The 15,318-nt window shown below is 74.2% G+C and carries 21 protein-coding genes; 7 read left to right on the forward strand and 14 right to left on the reverse strand.

From position 1 onward, the window contains the following. Positions 1 to 152: 152 nt before the first annotated feature. From QBL21_RS10115 to gvpO, 10 genes are read right to left on the reverse strand one after another with little or no spacing between them, the layout of a single operon-like run. Entirely contained in the window at positions 153 to 461 is a 309-nt protein-coding gene (locus tag QBL21_RS10115) for a gas vesicle protein K (RefSeq protein WP_407561745.1), read from the reverse strand. Continuing rightward, positions 458 to 697: a gas vesicle protein gene (locus QBL21_RS10120; RefSeq protein ID WP_407561746.1), complete on the reverse strand. Its 240-nt coding sequence runs from the start codon at positions 695 to 697 to the stop codon at positions 458 to 460. Before QBL21_RS10120 ends, QBL21_RS10115 begins: the two co-directional genes overlap by 4 nt. Then, the gene (locus tag QBL21_RS10125; protein ID WP_407561747.1) at positions 684 to 1,601 is read right to left on the reverse strand and encodes a GvpL/GvpF family gas vesicle protein; all 918 of its coding nucleotides are present in this window, start codon (positions 1,599 to 1,601) and stop codon (positions 684 to 686) included. Before QBL21_RS10125 ends, QBL21_RS10120 begins: the two co-directional genes overlap by 14 nt. Then, entirely contained in the window at positions 1,601 to 1,981 is a 381-nt protein-coding gene (locus tag QBL21_RS10130) for a gas vesicle protein (protein WP_407561749.1), read from the reverse strand. The genes QBL21_RS10125 and QBL21_RS10130 overlap by 1 nt, the downstream gene beginning before the upstream one ends. Further along, positions 1,978 to 3,093 (reverse strand): SRPBCC family protein, encoded by a 1,116-nt coding sequence (locus QBL21_RS10135; RefSeq protein ID WP_407561750.1) that lies wholly within the window; start codon positions 3,091 to 3,093, stop codon positions 1,978 to 1,980. The genes QBL21_RS10130 and QBL21_RS10135 overlap by 4 nt, the downstream gene beginning before the upstream one ends. A gap of 5 nt (positions 3,094 to 3,098) precedes the next feature. Continuing rightward, positions 3,099 to 3,740, reverse strand: coding sequence for a hypothetical protein (locus QBL21_RS10140; RefSeq protein ID WP_407561751.1), 642 nt, complete (start codon positions 3,738 to 3,740; stop codon positions 3,099 to 3,101). Further along, complete coding sequence (locus tag QBL21_RS10145; RefSeq protein ID WP_407561752.1) at positions 3,737 to 4,039, reverse strand: gas vesicle protein GvpG; 303 nt, start codon at positions 4,037 to 4,039, stop codon at positions 3,737 to 3,739. The genes QBL21_RS10140 and QBL21_RS10145 overlap by 4 nt, the downstream gene beginning before the upstream one ends. Before the next feature lies 1 nt (position 4,040). Beyond that, a complete protein-coding gene (locus tag QBL21_RS10150) occupies positions 4,041 to 4,820 on the reverse strand; it encodes a GvpL/GvpF family gas vesicle protein (RefSeq protein ID WP_407561753.1) in 780 nt (259 codons plus the stop codon). Between the two features lie 3 nt (positions 4,821 to 4,823). Beyond that, positions 4,824 to 5,381 carry a gas vesicle protein GvpJ gene (gvpJ, locus tag QBL21_RS10155; RefSeq protein ID WP_407561755.1) on the reverse strand — a complete coding sequence of 186 codons (558 nt, stop codon included), beginning with the start codon at positions 5,379 to 5,381 and terminating at the stop codon, positions 4,824 to 4,826. A 38-nt stretch (positions 5,382 to 5,419) separates the two neighbouring features. Then, entirely contained in the window at positions 5,420 to 5,758 is a 339-nt protein-coding gene (gvpO, locus tag QBL21_RS10160) for a gas vesicle protein GvpO (RefSeq protein WP_407561756.1), read from the reverse strand. Positions 5,759 to 5,982: 224 nt separating this feature from the next. Between gvpO and QBL21_RS10165 the strand changes: the two genes are divergently transcribed. Genes QBL21_RS10165 through QBL21_RS10180 form a run of 4 tightly spaced genes read left to right on the forward strand, consistent with a single transcriptional unit; the run spans position 5,983 to position 10,051 of the window. After that, positions 5,983 to 6,489 carry an SRPBCC family protein gene (locus tag QBL21_RS10165; RefSeq protein ID WP_407561757.1) on the forward strand — a complete coding sequence of 169 codons (507 nt, stop codon included), beginning with the start codon at positions 5,983 to 5,985 and terminating at the stop codon, positions 6,487 to 6,489. Beyond that, complete coding sequence (locus QBL21_RS10170) at positions 6,482 to 8,134, forward strand: phytoene desaturase family protein (RefSeq protein ID WP_407561758.1); 1,653 nt, start codon at positions 6,482 to 6,484, stop codon at positions 8,132 to 8,134. Before QBL21_RS10165 ends, QBL21_RS10170 begins: the two co-directional genes overlap by 8 nt. 10 nt (positions 8,135 to 8,144) lie before the next feature. Continuing rightward, positions 8,145 to 9,068, forward strand: coding sequence for an SDR family oxidoreductase (locus QBL21_RS10175; RefSeq protein ID WP_407561759.1), 924 nt, complete (start codon positions 8,145 to 8,147; stop codon positions 9,066 to 9,068). Then, complete coding sequence (locus tag QBL21_RS10180; protein WP_407561760.1) at positions 9,065 to 10,051, forward strand: iron-containing redox enzyme family protein; 987 nt, start codon at positions 9,065 to 9,067, stop codon at positions 10,049 to 10,051. The genes QBL21_RS10175 and QBL21_RS10180 overlap by 4 nt, the downstream gene beginning before the upstream one ends. A gap of 58 nt (positions 10,052 to 10,109) precedes the next feature. On the opposite strand, the gene QBL21_RS10185 is transcribed toward QBL21_RS10180, so the two are convergent. Beyond that, entirely contained in the window at positions 10,110 to 10,259 is a 150-nt protein-coding gene (locus QBL21_RS10185; protein ID WP_407566368.1) for a CDGSH iron-sulfur domain-containing protein, read from the reverse strand. An 810-nt stretch (positions 10,260 to 11,069) separates the two neighbouring features. Here QBL21_RS10185 and QBL21_RS10190 point away from each other — a divergent pair. The 3 genes from QBL21_RS10190 to QBL21_RS10200 all read left to right on the forward strand — a co-directional run bounded on the left by QBL21_RS10190 (position 11,070) and on the right by QBL21_RS10200 (position 14,029). After that, entirely contained in the window at positions 11,070 to 12,359 is a 1,290-nt protein-coding gene (locus QBL21_RS10190) for a peptide ligase PGM1-related protein (RefSeq protein ID WP_407561761.1), read from the forward strand. A 230-nt stretch (positions 12,360 to 12,589) separates the two neighbouring features. Beyond that, the gene (locus QBL21_RS10195) at positions 12,590 to 13,606 is read left to right on the forward strand and encodes a YihY/virulence factor BrkB family protein (protein ID WP_407561762.1); all 1,017 of its coding nucleotides are present in this window, start codon (positions 12,590 to 12,592) and stop codon (positions 13,604 to 13,606) included. A 63-nt stretch (positions 13,607 to 13,669) separates the two neighbouring features. Then, positions 13,670 to 14,029 carry a hypothetical protein gene (locus QBL21_RS10200; protein WP_407561763.1) on the forward strand — a complete coding sequence of 120 codons (360 nt, stop codon included), beginning with the start codon at positions 13,670 to 13,672 and terminating at the stop codon, positions 14,027 to 14,029. Between the two features lie 145 nt (positions 14,030 to 14,174). On the opposite strand, the gene QBL21_RS10205 is transcribed toward QBL21_RS10200, so the two are convergent. From QBL21_RS10205 to QBL21_RS10215, 3 genes are read right to left on the reverse strand one after another with little or no spacing between them, the layout of a single operon-like run. Next, on the reverse strand, positions 14,175 to 14,432 hold the full coding sequence (locus QBL21_RS10205; RefSeq protein ID WP_407561764.1) for a hypothetical protein: 258 nt from the start codon (positions 14,430 to 14,432) through the stop codon (positions 14,175 to 14,177). Beyond that, positions 14,404 to 14,859 (reverse strand): phage holin family protein, encoded by a 456-nt coding sequence (locus tag QBL21_RS10210; RefSeq protein WP_407561765.1) that lies wholly within the window; start codon positions 14,857 to 14,859, stop codon positions 14,404 to 14,406. The genes QBL21_RS10205 and QBL21_RS10210 overlap by 29 nt, the downstream gene beginning before the upstream one ends. Next, positions 14,852 to 15,292, reverse strand: a complete 441-nt coding sequence (locus QBL21_RS10215) for a phage holin family protein (RefSeq protein ID WP_407561766.1) — start codon at positions 15,290 to 15,292, stop codon at positions 14,852 to 14,854. Before QBL21_RS10215 ends, QBL21_RS10210 begins: the two co-directional genes overlap by 8 nt. Positions 15,293 to 15,318: the final 26 nt, after the last annotated feature.

The following is a 15,318-nucleotide window of genomic DNA, read 5'->3' on the forward strand; positions in this document are numbered from 1 at the left end:
CCCGGCGGGGGACCGGGGGCCCGAACCCCCGGCAAGCGGGTGCGGTGGGGGAGGTGTGGCAGGAGGCGTGACGGGTAGTCGGCGGTCGTGCGAGCGGGAGCAGCCGATGGCCTGGGGAGGTCGCGGGCTGCTCCCGCTCGCACGACCTCTTGTCAGCGTTCGAGCAGGGTGCCGAGCGGGCCGAGGTCCAGGTTGAGGTCGCCGCGGGACAGGCCGTGCTCCGCGCAGAGTTCGTCCATGCGCTGGTCGAGCAGCATCAGCGTGGTACCGATCCGCTCGATCTGTTCGTCGGTCAGGTCGTCCTGGTCGCAGCGGCGGAGCGCCTGTCGCTCCATGAGCTGACGGAGCAGCTCCACGACCGTGAGGACGAGGGAGACCAGGTCGCGGCCGACCTTGTCGGGGTCCAGCTCCAGCCGGCCGGCCGCCGGGCCGCGGGTCGGTTCGTGTGCGGTCACCGTCACAGCGGACCACCGTCTCCCCACGGGGCGGCCACGCGCTCGTTGACGGACGACAGCAGTGCGTGCAGCGAGATACGCACCAGCGGAACTTCCGCAATCGCCAGGACGAGGTCGCCGCTGACCACGACGCCGGTGTTGAGTACGCGATCGAGCAGGTCCACCAGCGGCACCCCGATGGGCGCGTCGCGGTCCGGCTCCTCCCAGGAGACGACCTCGCCCACGTGCTTACCCACCGGCACCGGACACCCCCTCGTCCACGAACGAGTAGGGCACCCAGGGCCCGGTCAGCTCGATCTCGACGTCCCGGCACTCCGGGCTCCCGCGCAGCCGTCGTACGGCGTCGGCGACCTCGCCGCCGCGCGCCTCGGTCACCAGGTAGGCGGCGTTGAGGAGTTGCGGGCCGCGCCCCGCGGTGAGTGCGGTGCCGTGCGGGCGCAGCCGCCGGCCGGCGACGGCAAGGCCCGCGAAGGTGTGCGCCACCGCCTCGGCGGCCTGGAGGCCGGCCTCTTGCCGGCGTTCCCGCTCGTGCCGTACGCCGCGCAGCCGGTTCAGGTACGCGTGGCCGGGCTGGGCCGGGGCCCCGGGGCGGGCGGCCGGCGCGGGGCGGGTGGGGTCGCCGGGGCGGGCTGCCGCGCGCTCCCGGAGCGAGCGCTCCGGGCCGCGCCCGGCGGGCGCGGGGCGCTGCCCGGCGGACCGCGCGTAGACCTTCACGCCCCACTCGACCCGGCCGGCGATCCGCCGGAGGGCCGCGGTGAGGCGGTCCCGGTCGGCGCGGAGCGCGGCCTCGGCCCGTACGTCGTCGAGATAGAGCGTCGCCAGCGGAAAGGGGAGGACCGGGGCGGTGGTCGCCGCGGCGGCGATCACGGCGTGGTGGGCCCGGGCGCAGCGTTCCAGATCCGTACGGTCGGTCAGCCGCTCGTGCAGGGACTCCTCGCTGAACTCCGCGGCCGGCACGTCCTGCACCACGGCGGTCAACTCGCCGAACGGCAGCAGCCGCACGGGCGCGCCGGGCGCCTGGCCCGCCAGCCCGGCCAGGGCTCTCTCGTCACCGCCGCGGCAGACCGCGTAGACGTACGTGGCCGTGGCCGCGGGTGCGTCCGCGGGCGCGTCCGGGAGCACCGGCTCGCGTACCGTCCCGGTCATCAGCGGCGCACCTTCCGTACCGAATCCCAGCCCGCCTGCTCACGCGAGCGCGGCTCGTTCCCGCCGCCCGACTCCAGCTCCGCGACCCGCTCGCGCAGCCGCTGGTTCTCCTCTTCGACGGCGTCGCGGTGCGCCCGGGTGGAGAGCGCCGGATCGGTCTCCCACCAGTTGATGCCCGCCTTCTTGGCCGTCTCGACGGACGCGACGAACAAACGGAGGCGGATGGTCAGCAGCTCGATGTCGAGCAGGTCGATCTTGATGTCCCCGGCGATGACGATGCCCTTGTCGAGGACCCGTTCGAGGATGTCGGCGAGGTTGGCCGGGCCCGAGGGGGTGGAAGGGGCGCGGAGGAGGGCGCGTTCAGCGGTGTGGTCCGTCACTTCCGCCGGCCCCCTCGCCGACGCCTGCCGCGCTTCTCCTCTTCTTCGTCCTCCTCGTCCTCGTCCTCATCCTCATCCTCATCCTCATCGTCCTCATCCTCGTCTTCGTCGTCCTCTTCTTCTTCTTCTTCCTCCTCCTCCTCGTCCTCGTCTTCGTCGTCGTCTTCCTCGTCCTCGTCCTCGTCCTCCTCTTCGCCTTCCTCCTCGTCCTCGTCCGGCTCCTCGTCCTCGTCGTACTCCTCTTCCTCCTCGGCCTCGCGTTCCTCGTCCTCCACGACCTCGTCGTGGCTGCGTACGACCTCGCCGTCGCGGATCTCACCGCGCCAGCCGTCCACCTCCTCCGCCTCCAGCGTGACGAAGCGCTGGAAGTGCTTGAGGTCGAGGCGGAGGCGCCGGCCCTGGGCTCGCCAGATGTTGCCGGTCTTCTCGAAGAACCCGGACGGGTAGTACTCGACGACCACCGTGACGCGCGTCAGTTCGTCGTCCAGGCGGTGGAAACTGACGGCACCGCTCGTGGTGCCCTTCGAGCCCTCGGACGTCCACACGATCCGCTGGTCCGGGATCTGCTCCGAGACGGTGGCCTCGTAACTGCGGGTGGAGGGCCAGACACGCACCTTCCAGGTGGTCTTGGTCTCGTCCTCCTTGTCCCGGGAGACGCTGCTGACGCCGTTCATGAAGCCGCCGAAGTCCTCGAACTGCGTGAAGTGGTCGTAGACCACGCGCAGCGGGCGCCCGATGTCGACGTGCTCGATGATGTTGATGGCTTTCAGATCACCGGCCTTGCCGGCCTCACCTCCACCTCCACCTCCACCTCCCATGCCGACCGCCTCCTTCGCCTTGCCCGTGACCTTGTCCTTGACGTCCTTCACCTTTTCGGAGGCCAGCGCCTTCACCGGGTTCTCGCCCTTGACGGCGCGGGCGGCGGTCTCGGCGAGGGCACCCCCGCCGCCCTCCGTGAGCTTGCTCGGGTCGGCGATGCCGGTGAGCTTGTCGGTGGCCTTGCCGACCGCGTGCTTGCCGACCGCGCCCAGGTAGTCCAGGACTTCGCTGCGCAACTGCTCCAGCGGCCCGGGGCTGTCGTCGGTGTCGGCGCTCTTGCGCTGTGCTGTCATGGCCGCTACCTCCTGCGGGGCCGGTCGGCCGACTTCTTGGCGGTGCTCTTGCCGGGCTTCTTGCCCGTCTTCTTCGCGCTGCTCTTCCCGGTGCCGCGGCTGCCGCTCGCGCCGCCGGAGGCCGCCTTCTTCCGCGGTCTGGCGGAGTCGGGCTTGCCGGTGCCGGCCGCCTTCTTACGAGCCGCGGCCTTCCGCTTCGGCGGGGCGGCGTCCCCGCCGTTCCCGTCCTCCTCGTCACCGGCATCACCGGTGTCTTCCGCGTCTTCGGCGTCTTCGGCGTCTTCGGCGCCTTCCGTGTCTTCGGCGTCTTCGGTGTCTTCGGCCTCCGGCTCCGCCGCCGGGGCGCCCAGGCGTTCCGTACGCTCGCGCAGGGAGCCGGTCAGGGCCTCGACCTGGCGTTCGACGAGCGAGGTGACTGCCGTCCGCGCCGCCGCGATCACCTGGTCCTTGACCTGGTCGGGGACCCCCGGGAGCTGCGGCGTGTCGGTGATCTTCTCGGCGCCCTTGCTCAGCAGGTCCTTCGGCGCGAGCCGGCTGCCCGCGACGAGCGCGGCGAAGGAGAGGGCGAGCTTGGCCTTCTTCGTCCTGCCGAGGAGGTAGCCCCCGGCGACTCCGGCGAGCACGGTCGTCTTGCAACTGTCCGTCATGACCCACTTCCTTGGCTCGGGGGCTGGTCGGGATGGTTCGGGTGGTCGGGGTCGCCGGGCGCCGCCGGGTGGGCGGGGCGCTGCTCCAGCAGGTCGAGGAGGCGCTCCTCCTCCCGTTCGAACTCCTCCTCGCCGAGTTCCCCCGCCTCGTACGCCCGGTTCAGCACGCCGAGCCGGGCCCGCAGCGTGTCCGGGTCGTACAGCTCGCGTTCGGCGGCGTCCAGCAGCCGGTCCGCCACCCACTCCACGCCCCGTACCGGCGCCAGGGGCAGCAGCAGCACTCCGCTCAGCAGACCCATGTCAGTTGCTCACCGCCGCGCGCCGCGGGGAGCCGGCCGCGCGGGACCGGGCCGGGTCCGACTCCCGGGGGACGAAGCTGTAGCAGGGCAACGGGCCCGTCAGCCGCAGCTCCAACCGGTCCCGCAGCTCGGCCGCGCGGCTCTCGACCAGCTCTCTGCACCGCTCCACGTGCGCGCGCGGCAGGAGAAAGGAGGTGTTGAGCACGCACCCGGGCACCTCGGTGCCCCGTACGCACTCGTCGGCGAGCGCGGCCAGCTCCCGCGCGACGCCGTCGGCGGCCTGCGCGGCCCGCCGGTCCAGGCCCTCGGCGATCGCCGAGCCGAGCCGTACGTTGCCCTCGTAGGACGGCTGCCTGCGGACGAACGCCGCCAGTCGCCGTACGGCCGCGTCCTCCCGTACGAGGGCCTGCACGGCGTCCTGTGCGGGCATCGCCTTGAGGTTCATCTCGATGCGGCGGCCGAGCCGACGCAGGGCGGCGAGGTGCACCGGGGCCGCGGCGTCGACGGCACGCCGGACCGTCCCGGCGTCGTCGGCGGTCATGCCGAACCGCATCGGAAGCACGGGGCCGCCCTCGCAGAGGGCCAGCAGCAGATCCTGGTGGGCGGTCAAGTCGCGCCTGCGCGCCCGCAGATCGGGCGGCGCGTCGCTGACGACCGCCGCCAGCTCGCCCGCGGGCAGCAGCCGGACCGGGGCCGGCGGCCTGCCCACGCCGCGCAGGCCGCGCGGCAGTGCGAGGCCGGCGTTGACGACGGCGTAGACGTAGAGCGGGGAGGGGGCCATCGCTCATGCCGCCCGGGAACGTCGGCCCGACCGGGCGGAGGACTTCGAGGCGGTCTTCGAGGCGGTCTTCGAGGCGGACTTCTTGCCCGTCCTGGAGCGGCTGCCCGAGCCCTGTCTGCGGGCCGGCGCCTTCTCCGTCTCCTCCTCGTCCCGGTCGTCGTACTCGTCCTCCTGGCCGTCGTCGTCCTCGTCGTCCTTGTCGTCGTCGTCCATGCCGAGGACTTCCTTGACGCGGCCGCCCGCGGACTTGGCGGCCTTCTTGGCACCGCCCTTGGCCACGCTGCCGGACATGCTGGCGAAGAGGTCGGGGACGGTCCTGCTGGAGGCGTCCTCGTTGAGGTCGAGGCGATTGCAGACCTCCGCGAAGCGGAGGTAGGTGTCGACACTGGCGACCACGATGCGGGCGTCGATCTTGAGGATCTCGATGCCGACGAGCGACACCCGGACGAAGATGTCGATGACCATGCCGCGGTCGAGGATGAGTTCGAGGACGTCGTAGAGGGTTCCGGCGCGCGGGACACAGACTGCGGCCTCGTTGTAGGTGGTGGTGGTCGTCGCCATAGGGGGGTCTTCCTCTTCCCGGGGATGCGGCGTTGCCGTCAGTCGTCCCGCGCGCCGCGCCGGTAGCGCCTGATCCGCTCGTACTCGACGAGGCGCCCCCCGGAATCGAGCTCCACCGCGTAGGTCGCCAGCAGGCTGGTCGTGTCCGGGATCCGCGGCACTTCGAGCACGTCCACGTGCACCTGCCAGCCCTCCTTGGCCCGGAGTACGGCCGACACGCCCTCGGGCCGGTGGCCGATGAGGCGTGACAGGCTGCGGCACGCGTGGCGGGCGGCCTCCTCGGGCCCGTCGACCGCGCGGGCGGTCTTGGCCGTGGAGGTTCGCTTGGAGGTGGACTTCGTGGCAGGACGGGCCCGCCGCTCTTGTTTCTCGGACACACGCTCAGTCTGTGGCGGCTCCGGCAGCCCCGCACGTCGCGATGGTCCATCCGGGAGCGCGGGCCGTACGCCCGGCGCTCTGCGCGCCGCCGCGGGGTCCGTCCGCCGTGCGCGTAGGGTCGGCCGGGCGGCGTCCCGGGAGGGATGTTGAGGCCGGCGGATCGGGGCACTCGGTGGTGACAGCAGGGCTCTCGGTCCGGCCGTAGCGAGCACGGGAGGCAGGGATGGCACGGCGTCACCGTCTGATCAAGGTGGTTCCGGCACAGGTGTGGACGGTTCTCGCCGACGGCAGCCGCTACGCCGAGTGGGTGGTGGGCACGGCGTCGTCCGAGCCCGTACGCGGCCGGTGGCCGGAGGTCGGCGCGGCGATCGGGTACGAGGTGCGGCTGGGGCCGCTGCGGCTCGCCAACGAGACCGTCGTCCGCCGCTGCGTGGAAGGCTCCGTGCTGGAGATGGAGGCGAACGCCGGCGCGCTGGGCACGGCCCGGATCGCGCTGGAGGTGCATCCGTGGGGCGAGAACACGCTGGTGACGGTGGACGAGCACCCGCTGCGCGGCATGGCCCGCACACTGCACAACGTGGGCGTGGAAGCGCTGATCCAGCTACGTCACCGCACGATGCTCGCCCGCCTGGCCCACATCTGCGAGGCCGAGCCCGCCGGCCCGGGAGTCCCCCCCGCGGCGGGCCTCTCCGGCTCCGCGCGGCGCGGCGGCGGGGCCCCCGGTGCCTGACGCGGTGGTGGTCGGGGCCGGCCCCAACGGGCTGGTGGCCGCCAACGTGCTGGCGGACGCCGGCTGGAGCGTGACGGTGCTGGAGGAGCAGCCCGGGCCCGGCGGCGCGGTGCGCCACGACCGGGGCGTACACCCGGACTTCGTCAGCGACGTCTTCAGCTCCTTCTACCCGCTGGCAGCCGCCTCCCCCGTCCTGGGCCGGCTCGGGCTGGAGGAGTACGGGCTGCGCTGGAGCCACGCGCCCAGCGTGGTGGCCCATCCCCTCACCGACGGCCGGTGCGCCGTGCTCGGCCGCAGCGTGGACGTCACCGCCGACTCGCTCGACGCCTTCGCCCCCGGTGACGGCGCGGCGTGGCGGCGCCTGTACGACGTGTGGGAGGACGCCCGCCCGGACATCGTGGAGGCCCTGTTCACCCCCTTCCCGCCCGTCCGGTCGGTGGCGCGGCTCGCCCGCCGGCTCGGCGCGGCGGGCATGCTGCACCTGGCGCGCACGCTGGTGCTGCCCGTGCGGCGGCTGGGCGAGGAGGAGTTCGGCGGCGAGGGCGGGCGGGTCCTGCTCGCGGGCAACGCGCTGCACGCCGATCTGCCGCCCGAGGCTTCGGGCAGCGGCGGGTTCGGCTGGCTGATGGCGATGCTGGGGCAGTCGTACGGGTTCCCCGTCCCGGTCGGCGGCTCCGGCGAGCTTGCCCGTGCGCTGGTCGCTCGGCTGGAGGCGCGTGGCGGCACCGTGCGGTGCGGCCGGCAGGTGACGGAGATCGTGGTCCGCGGCGGGCGGGCGGTCGGGGTGCGTACCGCGGACGGCGAGGCCGTGGCCGCCTCCCGCGCCGTGCTCGCGGACGTGTCGGTGCCCGCGCTGTACGGCGGGCTGGTCGCCGCGGAACACCTGCCCGGGCAGGTGCTGGCGGACGTACGCCGTTTCGAGTGGGACTTCAGCACGTTCAAGGTGGACTGGGCCCTCGACGGGCCGGTGCCCTGGCAGTGCGCGGGGGCGGTCGGCGCGGGCACCGTGCACCTGGCCGACGGCGTGGACGAGCTGACCCGGTTCGCCGCCCAGCTCGCCATGGGCCAGGTGCCCGACCGGCCCTTCCTGCTCTTCGGCCAGATGACGGCGGCGGATGCCACCCGGTCCCCGGACGGCACCGAGTCGGCCTGGGCGTACACCCACCTCCCGCAGCGGATCCGGTCCGACGCCGGCGAGGAAGGCGTCGGCGGCACCTGGAGCCCGCGGGAGCAGGAGGTCCTGGCCGACCGGATCGAGCGGCAGGTCGAGCGCTTCGCGCCCGGCTTCCGCGACCTCGTACGCGCCCGCCGCATCCTGGCGCCCCCGACGCTGGAGGCGCTCGACCGCAACCTGCGCGGCGGCGCCATCAACGGCGGCACCGCGGCCATGCACCAGCAGCTCTTCTTCCGGCCGAGCCCCGGCACCGGCCGCCCCGAGACCGCCGTGCCCGGCCTCTACCTCGCCTCCGCCGGCGCCCACCCGGGCGGCGGCGTCCACGGCGCCCCGGGCGCCAACGCCGCCCGGGCCGCGCTGCGGCGCCGGATGCCGGTCCCGCTGATGGGAGCGCAGCGCTTCCTCACCGGCCGGGACCGCACGGGGAGCAAGCAGCCGCACGCGCCGTCGCGGGCGCGGGCGCGACGGTGAGGAGAGGCCGATGAGACCGACCGCCGCAGCCGCACCGCGCGGGCGGAGCCCGCTGGCGGACCGTACCGTCGTCATCACCGGGGCCGCCCGGGGCGTGGGCGCGGCCCTCGCCCGGGAACTGGCCCGCCGCGGTGCGCGCATCGCCCTGCTGGGCCACGAGCCCAAGGCCCTGAACGCGGTGGCGGCCACGCTGCCGACGCCGTCGCTCACCCTCGCGGTGGACATCACCGACGCGACCGCGCTACGGCGCGCGGCGCAGGCGGTACGGGGCCGGCTGGGCCGGCCGTCCGTCGTCGTCGCCAACGCGGGCATCGCGCAGGCCGGGCCCTTCGAGACGACGGACCTGCCGACGTGGCGCCGGGTGATCGACGTGAACCTCACCGGCAGCGCGCACACCGCGTCCGCCTTCCTGCCGGACCTGCTGCACACCCGCGGCTACTACCTCCAGATCGCGTCCACGGCCTCGATCACGGCCATGCCCCTGATGAGCGCCTACTGCGCCGCCAAGGCGGGAGTCGAGACCTTCGCGCAGGCCCTGCGTGCCGAGACGGCCCACCGCGGGATCGCGGTGGGCATCGCCTACCTCAACTGGGTCGACACCGACATGACCCACGAGCCGGACCAGGTGCCCGCCCTCCGCGACGTACGCGCCCTTCTCCCGCCCCCCGCCCGCCGCGTCTCCCAGACCCACGGCGTCGCCGCCCGCCTCGCGCAGGCCGTCGAGAAGCGCCGTACCGCCCTCTACGTCCCCTCCTGGATGCGCCTCGTGCAGGCCGGACGGGCCGTGTGGCCGTCCCTCGTCGCGCGCCGCGCGCGGCTCGCCTTCGCCGGCGCCCCGGCGGGCCGGCCGGGCGGGGAGACGGGGCCGCTGGGCGCCGGCGGCGCCGCCGACCGGCCGGGACACCTCGCGCTGCCGGACAGGGGCCTGACATGACGTGCCGGACACCGACTCTCCCGCAGGGTCGCGGAGTGCTCTCGGAAGCGGTGCTGTCGGCCCTTCGCGAAGACGGGACGACGCTGCCGGGCCGCCCGGAGGTCGGGCGCGCCGACCCGTACGGTGACGATCTCCAGCTCGCCCTCTACCTCTGCTACGAGCTGCACTACCGCGGCTTCGACGGAGTCGAGGACGAACAGGAGTGGGATCCGGCGCTGCTCGGGTTCCGGGGGATGCTGGAGCGGCGCTTCCTCGGGGCGCTGCGCGCCGACGCGACCCGGCACGAGCGCGCGGAGGACGCGCTGGAGGACATCCTGGTCGAGCCCGTGGACGGCACGGGCGTCTCGCACTTCCTGCGCGACAGCGGCGAGTTGTGGCAGGTGCGCGAGTACGCCGCGCTGCGCTCGCTCTACCACCTGAAGGAGGCCGACCCGCACGCGTGGGTGCTGCCGCGGCTGTGGGGGCGGGCCAAGGCGGGGATGGCGGCCGTGGAGTACGACGAGTTCGGCGGCGGCCGTGCCGACCGCGTGCACGCGCAGCTCTTCGCCGACCTGATGACCGACCTCGGTCTGGACGCCGCGTACGGCCGGCACCTGGACGCGGCCTGCGCGGAGGCGCTGGTCACGGTGAACATGATGTCGCTGTTCGGGCTGCACCGGGCGCTGCGCGGCGCGTTGGTGGGTCACTTCGCGGCGGTGGAGGTGACCTCCTCGCCCGGCTCCCGGCGGCTGGTGGAGGCGATGGAGCGGGTCGGCGCGGGGCCGGCGGCGGTGTTCTTCTACGCGGAGCACGTGGTGGCGGACGCGGTGCACGAGCAGGTCGTACGACGGGACGTGGTCGGCGGGCTGCTGGAGGAGGAGCCGGGCCTGGCGGCGGACGTGGCGTTCGGTATCGACGCGACGCAGTGGGTGGAGGAGCGGTTGGGCGGAAAGCTGCTCGGCGACTGGCGGGCGGGGCGCTCCAGCCTGCGGACGCCGCTGTGACCGGGAGCGGCCGCGCCCCGGGCCGCCGGCTGCGCGGCGGGGAGCGGGGCGGCGCGCGCTAGGCCGGTGGCCTGCCGCGGCGGCGGTGGCTGGTGTCGCACCACGGGTAGGTGCGCGAGCGCCGGCAGGTGCACAGGGCGACGACGAAGCGGTCGGAGACCGCGGTGCTGCCGTCCATCAGGACCACTTCGACGGGGCCCTCGATCAGTACGGGGCCGTCCGGTACGGCGCTGACGCGCCGGTGCCCGGCCCTGGCCCCGGCGGCGACGGCGCCGTCCGCGCCGGTCCGGGTGCCCGCGCCGGTCGGGGTGTCCGCGCCGGTCGGGGGGTTCGCGCGGGTCGGGGCGGCCCCGACGGTGGCGCGTCCGCCCGTGTGCCCGAGGGTCGACTCGCTCGCCGGCGGGCGGCGGCGCGCGGGGGCCGGCGGGGGCGCGGGCGCCGGGTCCGCTTCACGGGCCGGGCCGCGGTCACCGGGGTTTTTCGGCACGGACGACCACCAACTCTTCCTGTTCCTCGCCGGGTTCGATGAGTCCCCGGGACCGCAGCCAGCGCGCCCGGGAGCGCAGGACCGGGCCGAACGGGATGCGCCGCCGGTCGGTGACGCGGGCCCGCAGGCCGTTCACCCGCAGACGGCTCGGCGTGCGCCCCGCTCCGGAGAGCGCCGAGTGCACCGGGAGCCGCACGCCGCCGGGGTACGGCCGGCTCGGCCGGACGGGTGATGCCGAAGTCCTCATACGCCCGCCCCGCCGCCGGCGCGGGCGCACCGCGTTCTCCCGGTCGGGGCGGGGCCCTGTCCGGTGCCCCGGTCGGGGGGTGCGTGCCGGAACCGCTGCCCCGGGAGCTTTCTGAGCGGCATGGCGACTCCATCGCGTTGGCACGGCCGGCGGAGTCATCGTGTGCCACGCCCGGAGCGGCGGCAAACGCGCCACGATCCTCGGGTTCCGCCTCTCCCCGCCCCGGGCCGGGTGGCCGGAGGCTCGGCGGGCGGCCCGGCGGCGGCATGGCACACAATGGCGCCATGACGTCGCCGCACCACGACGAGCCCTTGATCATCTTCGCCAACTTCGCCTCCGCCATCGCCGTCGACCTGCGCGAACGTGACATCCTGCGGCAGTGGTCGGAGCAGGCGCCGAGGGAGATCTGGCTCGCCCGCCCCGGCGACGTACTCGTCACGCCCGTGCCCCTGTCCGACGCGTTCGTGACCTACGCCTGCTCCCTGATGCGCATCCCGCGCACCTCCTTCGACGTCGTCACGGTCCCCGACCTGCCCGGCGTGCCGATGGCGACGGCGATCCGGCGCAGCGGGCTGACGGGTCTCCTGGGCAGGTTCGCCGCGCGGCACCCCGGGACCGGGCTGCTGCCCATCGCCCTCGACGCCCCCACGCTGGCCCTGGCCGACGACCTCGGCGTCTCCGTCTCCCCGTACGACCGCACCGGCCCCCGGGTGAGCGCCGCGGCCCTGGCGGAGACCTCGCTGCTCAACACCAAGGCGGGCTTCCGCGAGCGGGCCGGGCGGCTGGGCATGCGGCTGCCCCGCGCCCGCACGTGCCGGGGCCCGGAACTCCCGGGCGCCGTGCGGGAGGTGGTGGCCGCACACGGCCGGGCGGTGGTCAAGCGGGACCGCTCGGCGGGCGGGCACGGCATCCGGTTCGTCTCCCGGCGCGATCCGGGCGTCGCGGCGGAGCCCGACGACGGGGAGCTGTGGGTGGTGGAGGAGTACGTCGAGCACACCGCGTCGGTCAGCGTGCAGTACGAGGTGGGCCCGGACGGGCCGCGCATGCTGTTCCACGGGGAGATGGACACCCACCAGGGCTCCTTCACCGGCTACCGCTCTCCCCTCGTCGCCCCCGCGGACAGCTCCGTGGAGGAGCTGGGCGGGTGGGCCCTGGCCCTGGGGCGCCACCTCGCGGCGCACGGCTACCGCGGCCCGTACGGCATCGACGCCGTTCTCACCGCCGGCGGCACCGTGTACGCGACGGAGAGCAACGTGCGCCGCACCGCGACCACCACCCCGCACGCCATGTTCACCCGGCTCCGCCGCGCCGTCGGCCGCCCGGCGCCCGCCTGGATGATGGCCAGGCGGACCTCCGCCGCCCCCCACACCCTCCCCGCCGCCCTGGAGCGGCTGCACGCGACCGGGCTGGCCTACGACGCCGGCCGGGGCGACGGCGTCGTCCTGTACGCCGGCCACGCGGACCACGCTCACGACTGGCGCTACGCGCTGCTCGGCGCCGACCGCGACCACCTCGCCGAACTCGACACCCGGCTCGCCACAGCCATGCGGTTCACCACGCCGGTGGGGGTGTAGCCGCCCGGCGGCCGTCCGGCTCCGGGCGGGCCGGCGCACCGAGGGCGTGAACGAGGGGGCCCTGCGGCCCGTACAGGCGCAGACGCCGCAGGCGAACCACCCGCTCCCCGGCACGGGGGCATCGCCGCCGTTGCCGCGAAGTGGGTACGCAGCCGTCCGGGGTACCCGGCGGGAGGTCCGGACGGCGGTCATGCCGGGTTACGGGCCCACGGATGGCGAAAGGCAGCGAAATGACCGACACGGAAACCTCGGGGCCGGGACGTGACGTCGAAGCCGCGTCCCCGGACCAGCCGACCGAACTCCCCCCGCGCGCATGGCGCACGGCGCTGCGCCGCACGGTGGGAGAGGTGTTCGAGGACGAACTTCCCGACAAGGCCGCCACCCTGACCTACTACGGGGTGCTGTCGCTCTTTCCCACCCTGCTGATGCTGATCTCCCTCGTGGGCGCGGCAGGCGAGTCCGCGGTGCGCCGCGCCCTCGACACCGTCAGGGAGCTGGCGCCCGGCCCCGCCCGCGAGATCCTGACGACGGCGGTGGAGGAACTCCAGCGCTCCAGCGGGACCAGCAAGTTCATCGCGGTGATCAGCATGATGGCCGCGCTGTGGGCCGCCTCGGCCTACGTCGGTGCGTTCATCCGGGCTTCCAACGTCGTGTACGACATACCGGAGGGCCGGCCGCTGTGGAAGGTGACGCCCCTGCGCGTCGGCCTGACCGTCGTACTGGTGCTGCTCCTCGCCTGTAGCACGCTCATCGTGGTGTTCACCGGGCCGCTGGCCAGACGCGCGGGTGAGGCCGCCGGGATCGGCGACGGCGTCATGGCGGTCTGGGCGATCGCCAAGTGGCCCGTGCTCGGGCTGCTCGTCGTGCTGATGCTGGCCCTGCTCTACTGGGCGGCTCCCAACGCCAAGGTCCGCGGGTTCCGCTGGCTGAGCCCCGGCAGCGGCCTCGCGGTCCTGCTGTGGCTGGCCGCCTCTGCGGGGTTCGCGCTCTACCTGGCCAACTTCAACACGTACAACCAGACGTACGGCTCCATGGCGGGCGTGGTCATCTTCCTGCTCTGGGTGTGGCTGACCAATCTCGCGATCCTGATCGGCCTGGAGTTCGACTCCGAGCTGGCGCGGCAGCGGGCCGTCGCCGGCGGGCTCCCCGAGGAGGAGGAACCGTACGTCAGACCCCGCGACACGCGGAGCTGGCCGCGGCGCCTGCGGGAGCGGCGCAAGGCGGGCTCCCGCGGGCAGGAGAAGTGAGCAGGACGCACGGCGGTCGCACGCGGTCGGTTTCCTCCGGCCCTCGGTGGTTACCCGCAGAACATGACTAGGACGAACGCACGAACGAACAGCGCGCAGGGCAACACGAAGGTCGCTGCCGCGAAGTCGCAGACCAAGGACAAGTCGGGTGCTGCCGTCGACGGGGTCAAGCAGGAGACGGAGCGGGCCGGAGAGCCCGCGGCCGCGGGCACCGGGCTCAGCGTTGCGGACCGGGTCGGCTCGCTGTCCACGAAGGCCGTGTCGGTGGCCGGAACGACCTGGAAGGTTCTCAATGCCCGCAGGACCGTCGTCCTGGGGTCCGCTGCCGTCCTGGCCGTCGGGGTCTCCGCGTTCGCGGCGGGCCGCCGTTCGGGGCTCGGCCGGCGTGGTCCGGTCTCCCGGTACACGGGATGGCGTATCTGATCTCCGCGGGGCACTGCCCGACCCTGTCGCGCCTGCCCCCGGTCGACCGCCGCCCGCCCGACTGTCGTGACGACGGTGGGGCGGGCGGTCGCGCGGCTCGCGGCAGTCGGCTGCGCAACTCCCCGCCCGGGGACCGGCACACGGCTCACTTCCGCTTCCTGCGGCCCCCCAGGGTGAGGTAGGCAAGACCGACGACCACCGCGGTCGCCACGACGCCGGTGGGCAGCGGCCTGTCGAGGCCCGCGCGGGTCGCACGCGTGGCGGCCGTGCGGGCCCGCTTCGGCGTCCTCGCCCCGACCGTGTGCCGGAGGCCGGCCACCTTGCCGCGGATCCGGCGCTTCACGTGGGCCCTGGAGTTGAGTTCCGCCAGGGTGTCACCCAGTCGGTAGCGTGCCTTCAGCACCTGGAGTCGCAGCTCGTCCTGAGTGCTCTGGGCGCTTGTCATGGTTGCCCGCCCTTTCCCTGATCGCTTCTACGTCGGCCTTGACACCCTTGATCGTCTTCTCGGGCTTCATCGGAGCCGCCTTCTTCGCGTGCCGCCGGGCCGCCATCGCGCACAGCCCCGCCGCGACGAAGAGCGCTCCTCCGGTGACCAGCGCCGCGGCCCACAGCTCAAGCCACGAGCTGAGGGCCACGACGCCGGCGGCCACCAGTGCCTCGAACCCCACGAAGGCCAGCACCGCGGCCGCGCCGAAGAGCGCACCGCCGCGCGAAGCCTGTCGGCCCTTCGCCGCCATCTCGGCCACGGCGAGCTCGAACTCCTTGCGCGCGAGGTCGGAGAACTCCTCCAGCGCCTGCTTGACCAGCGCTCCCGTCGACTGATCAGCCACCTGCGCCTGCCTTTCTGGTCCGCCCGGCCCGTGCCCGCGGCGCCTTCGGCTTGGTCGCCCGCTCCGGAACCGGCTCGGGCGACTGCCGGGCGAGCTGGCGGAGCACGACGGCCGTGACCGCCAGCAGGGCGGTGACGATGAGCGCCGCCGCCCAGTCGGGGAGGAGGAGGGCGAGCACCAGCACCAGCGTGGCGGCCAGCGCGCCGCCGGCGTACAGCGTGGCGGCACCCGCACCCGCGTAGAGCCGGGCGTTGCGCAGGCGCGGCGGCTTGATCAGTTCCTCGCGCACCTCGTCGCGTGCCGCGCGAAGCTCGGATCTGATCTCTTCCCGCACGGCCTTGGCGACCGGTCCGGAGATGTCGCTGGCGCGCGGACGGGACGGAGTGCGGGACTGGGAATCGGACGATTTCGTGTCTGTCGTCTTCTCACTCATCTACCGCGGGTGCCCTCCGACTGCCC

The organism is Streptomyces sp. 184 (assembly GCF_045781775.1).
Taxonomy (GTDB): domain Bacteria; phylum Actinomycetota; class Actinomycetes; order Streptomycetales; family Streptomycetaceae; genus Streptomyces.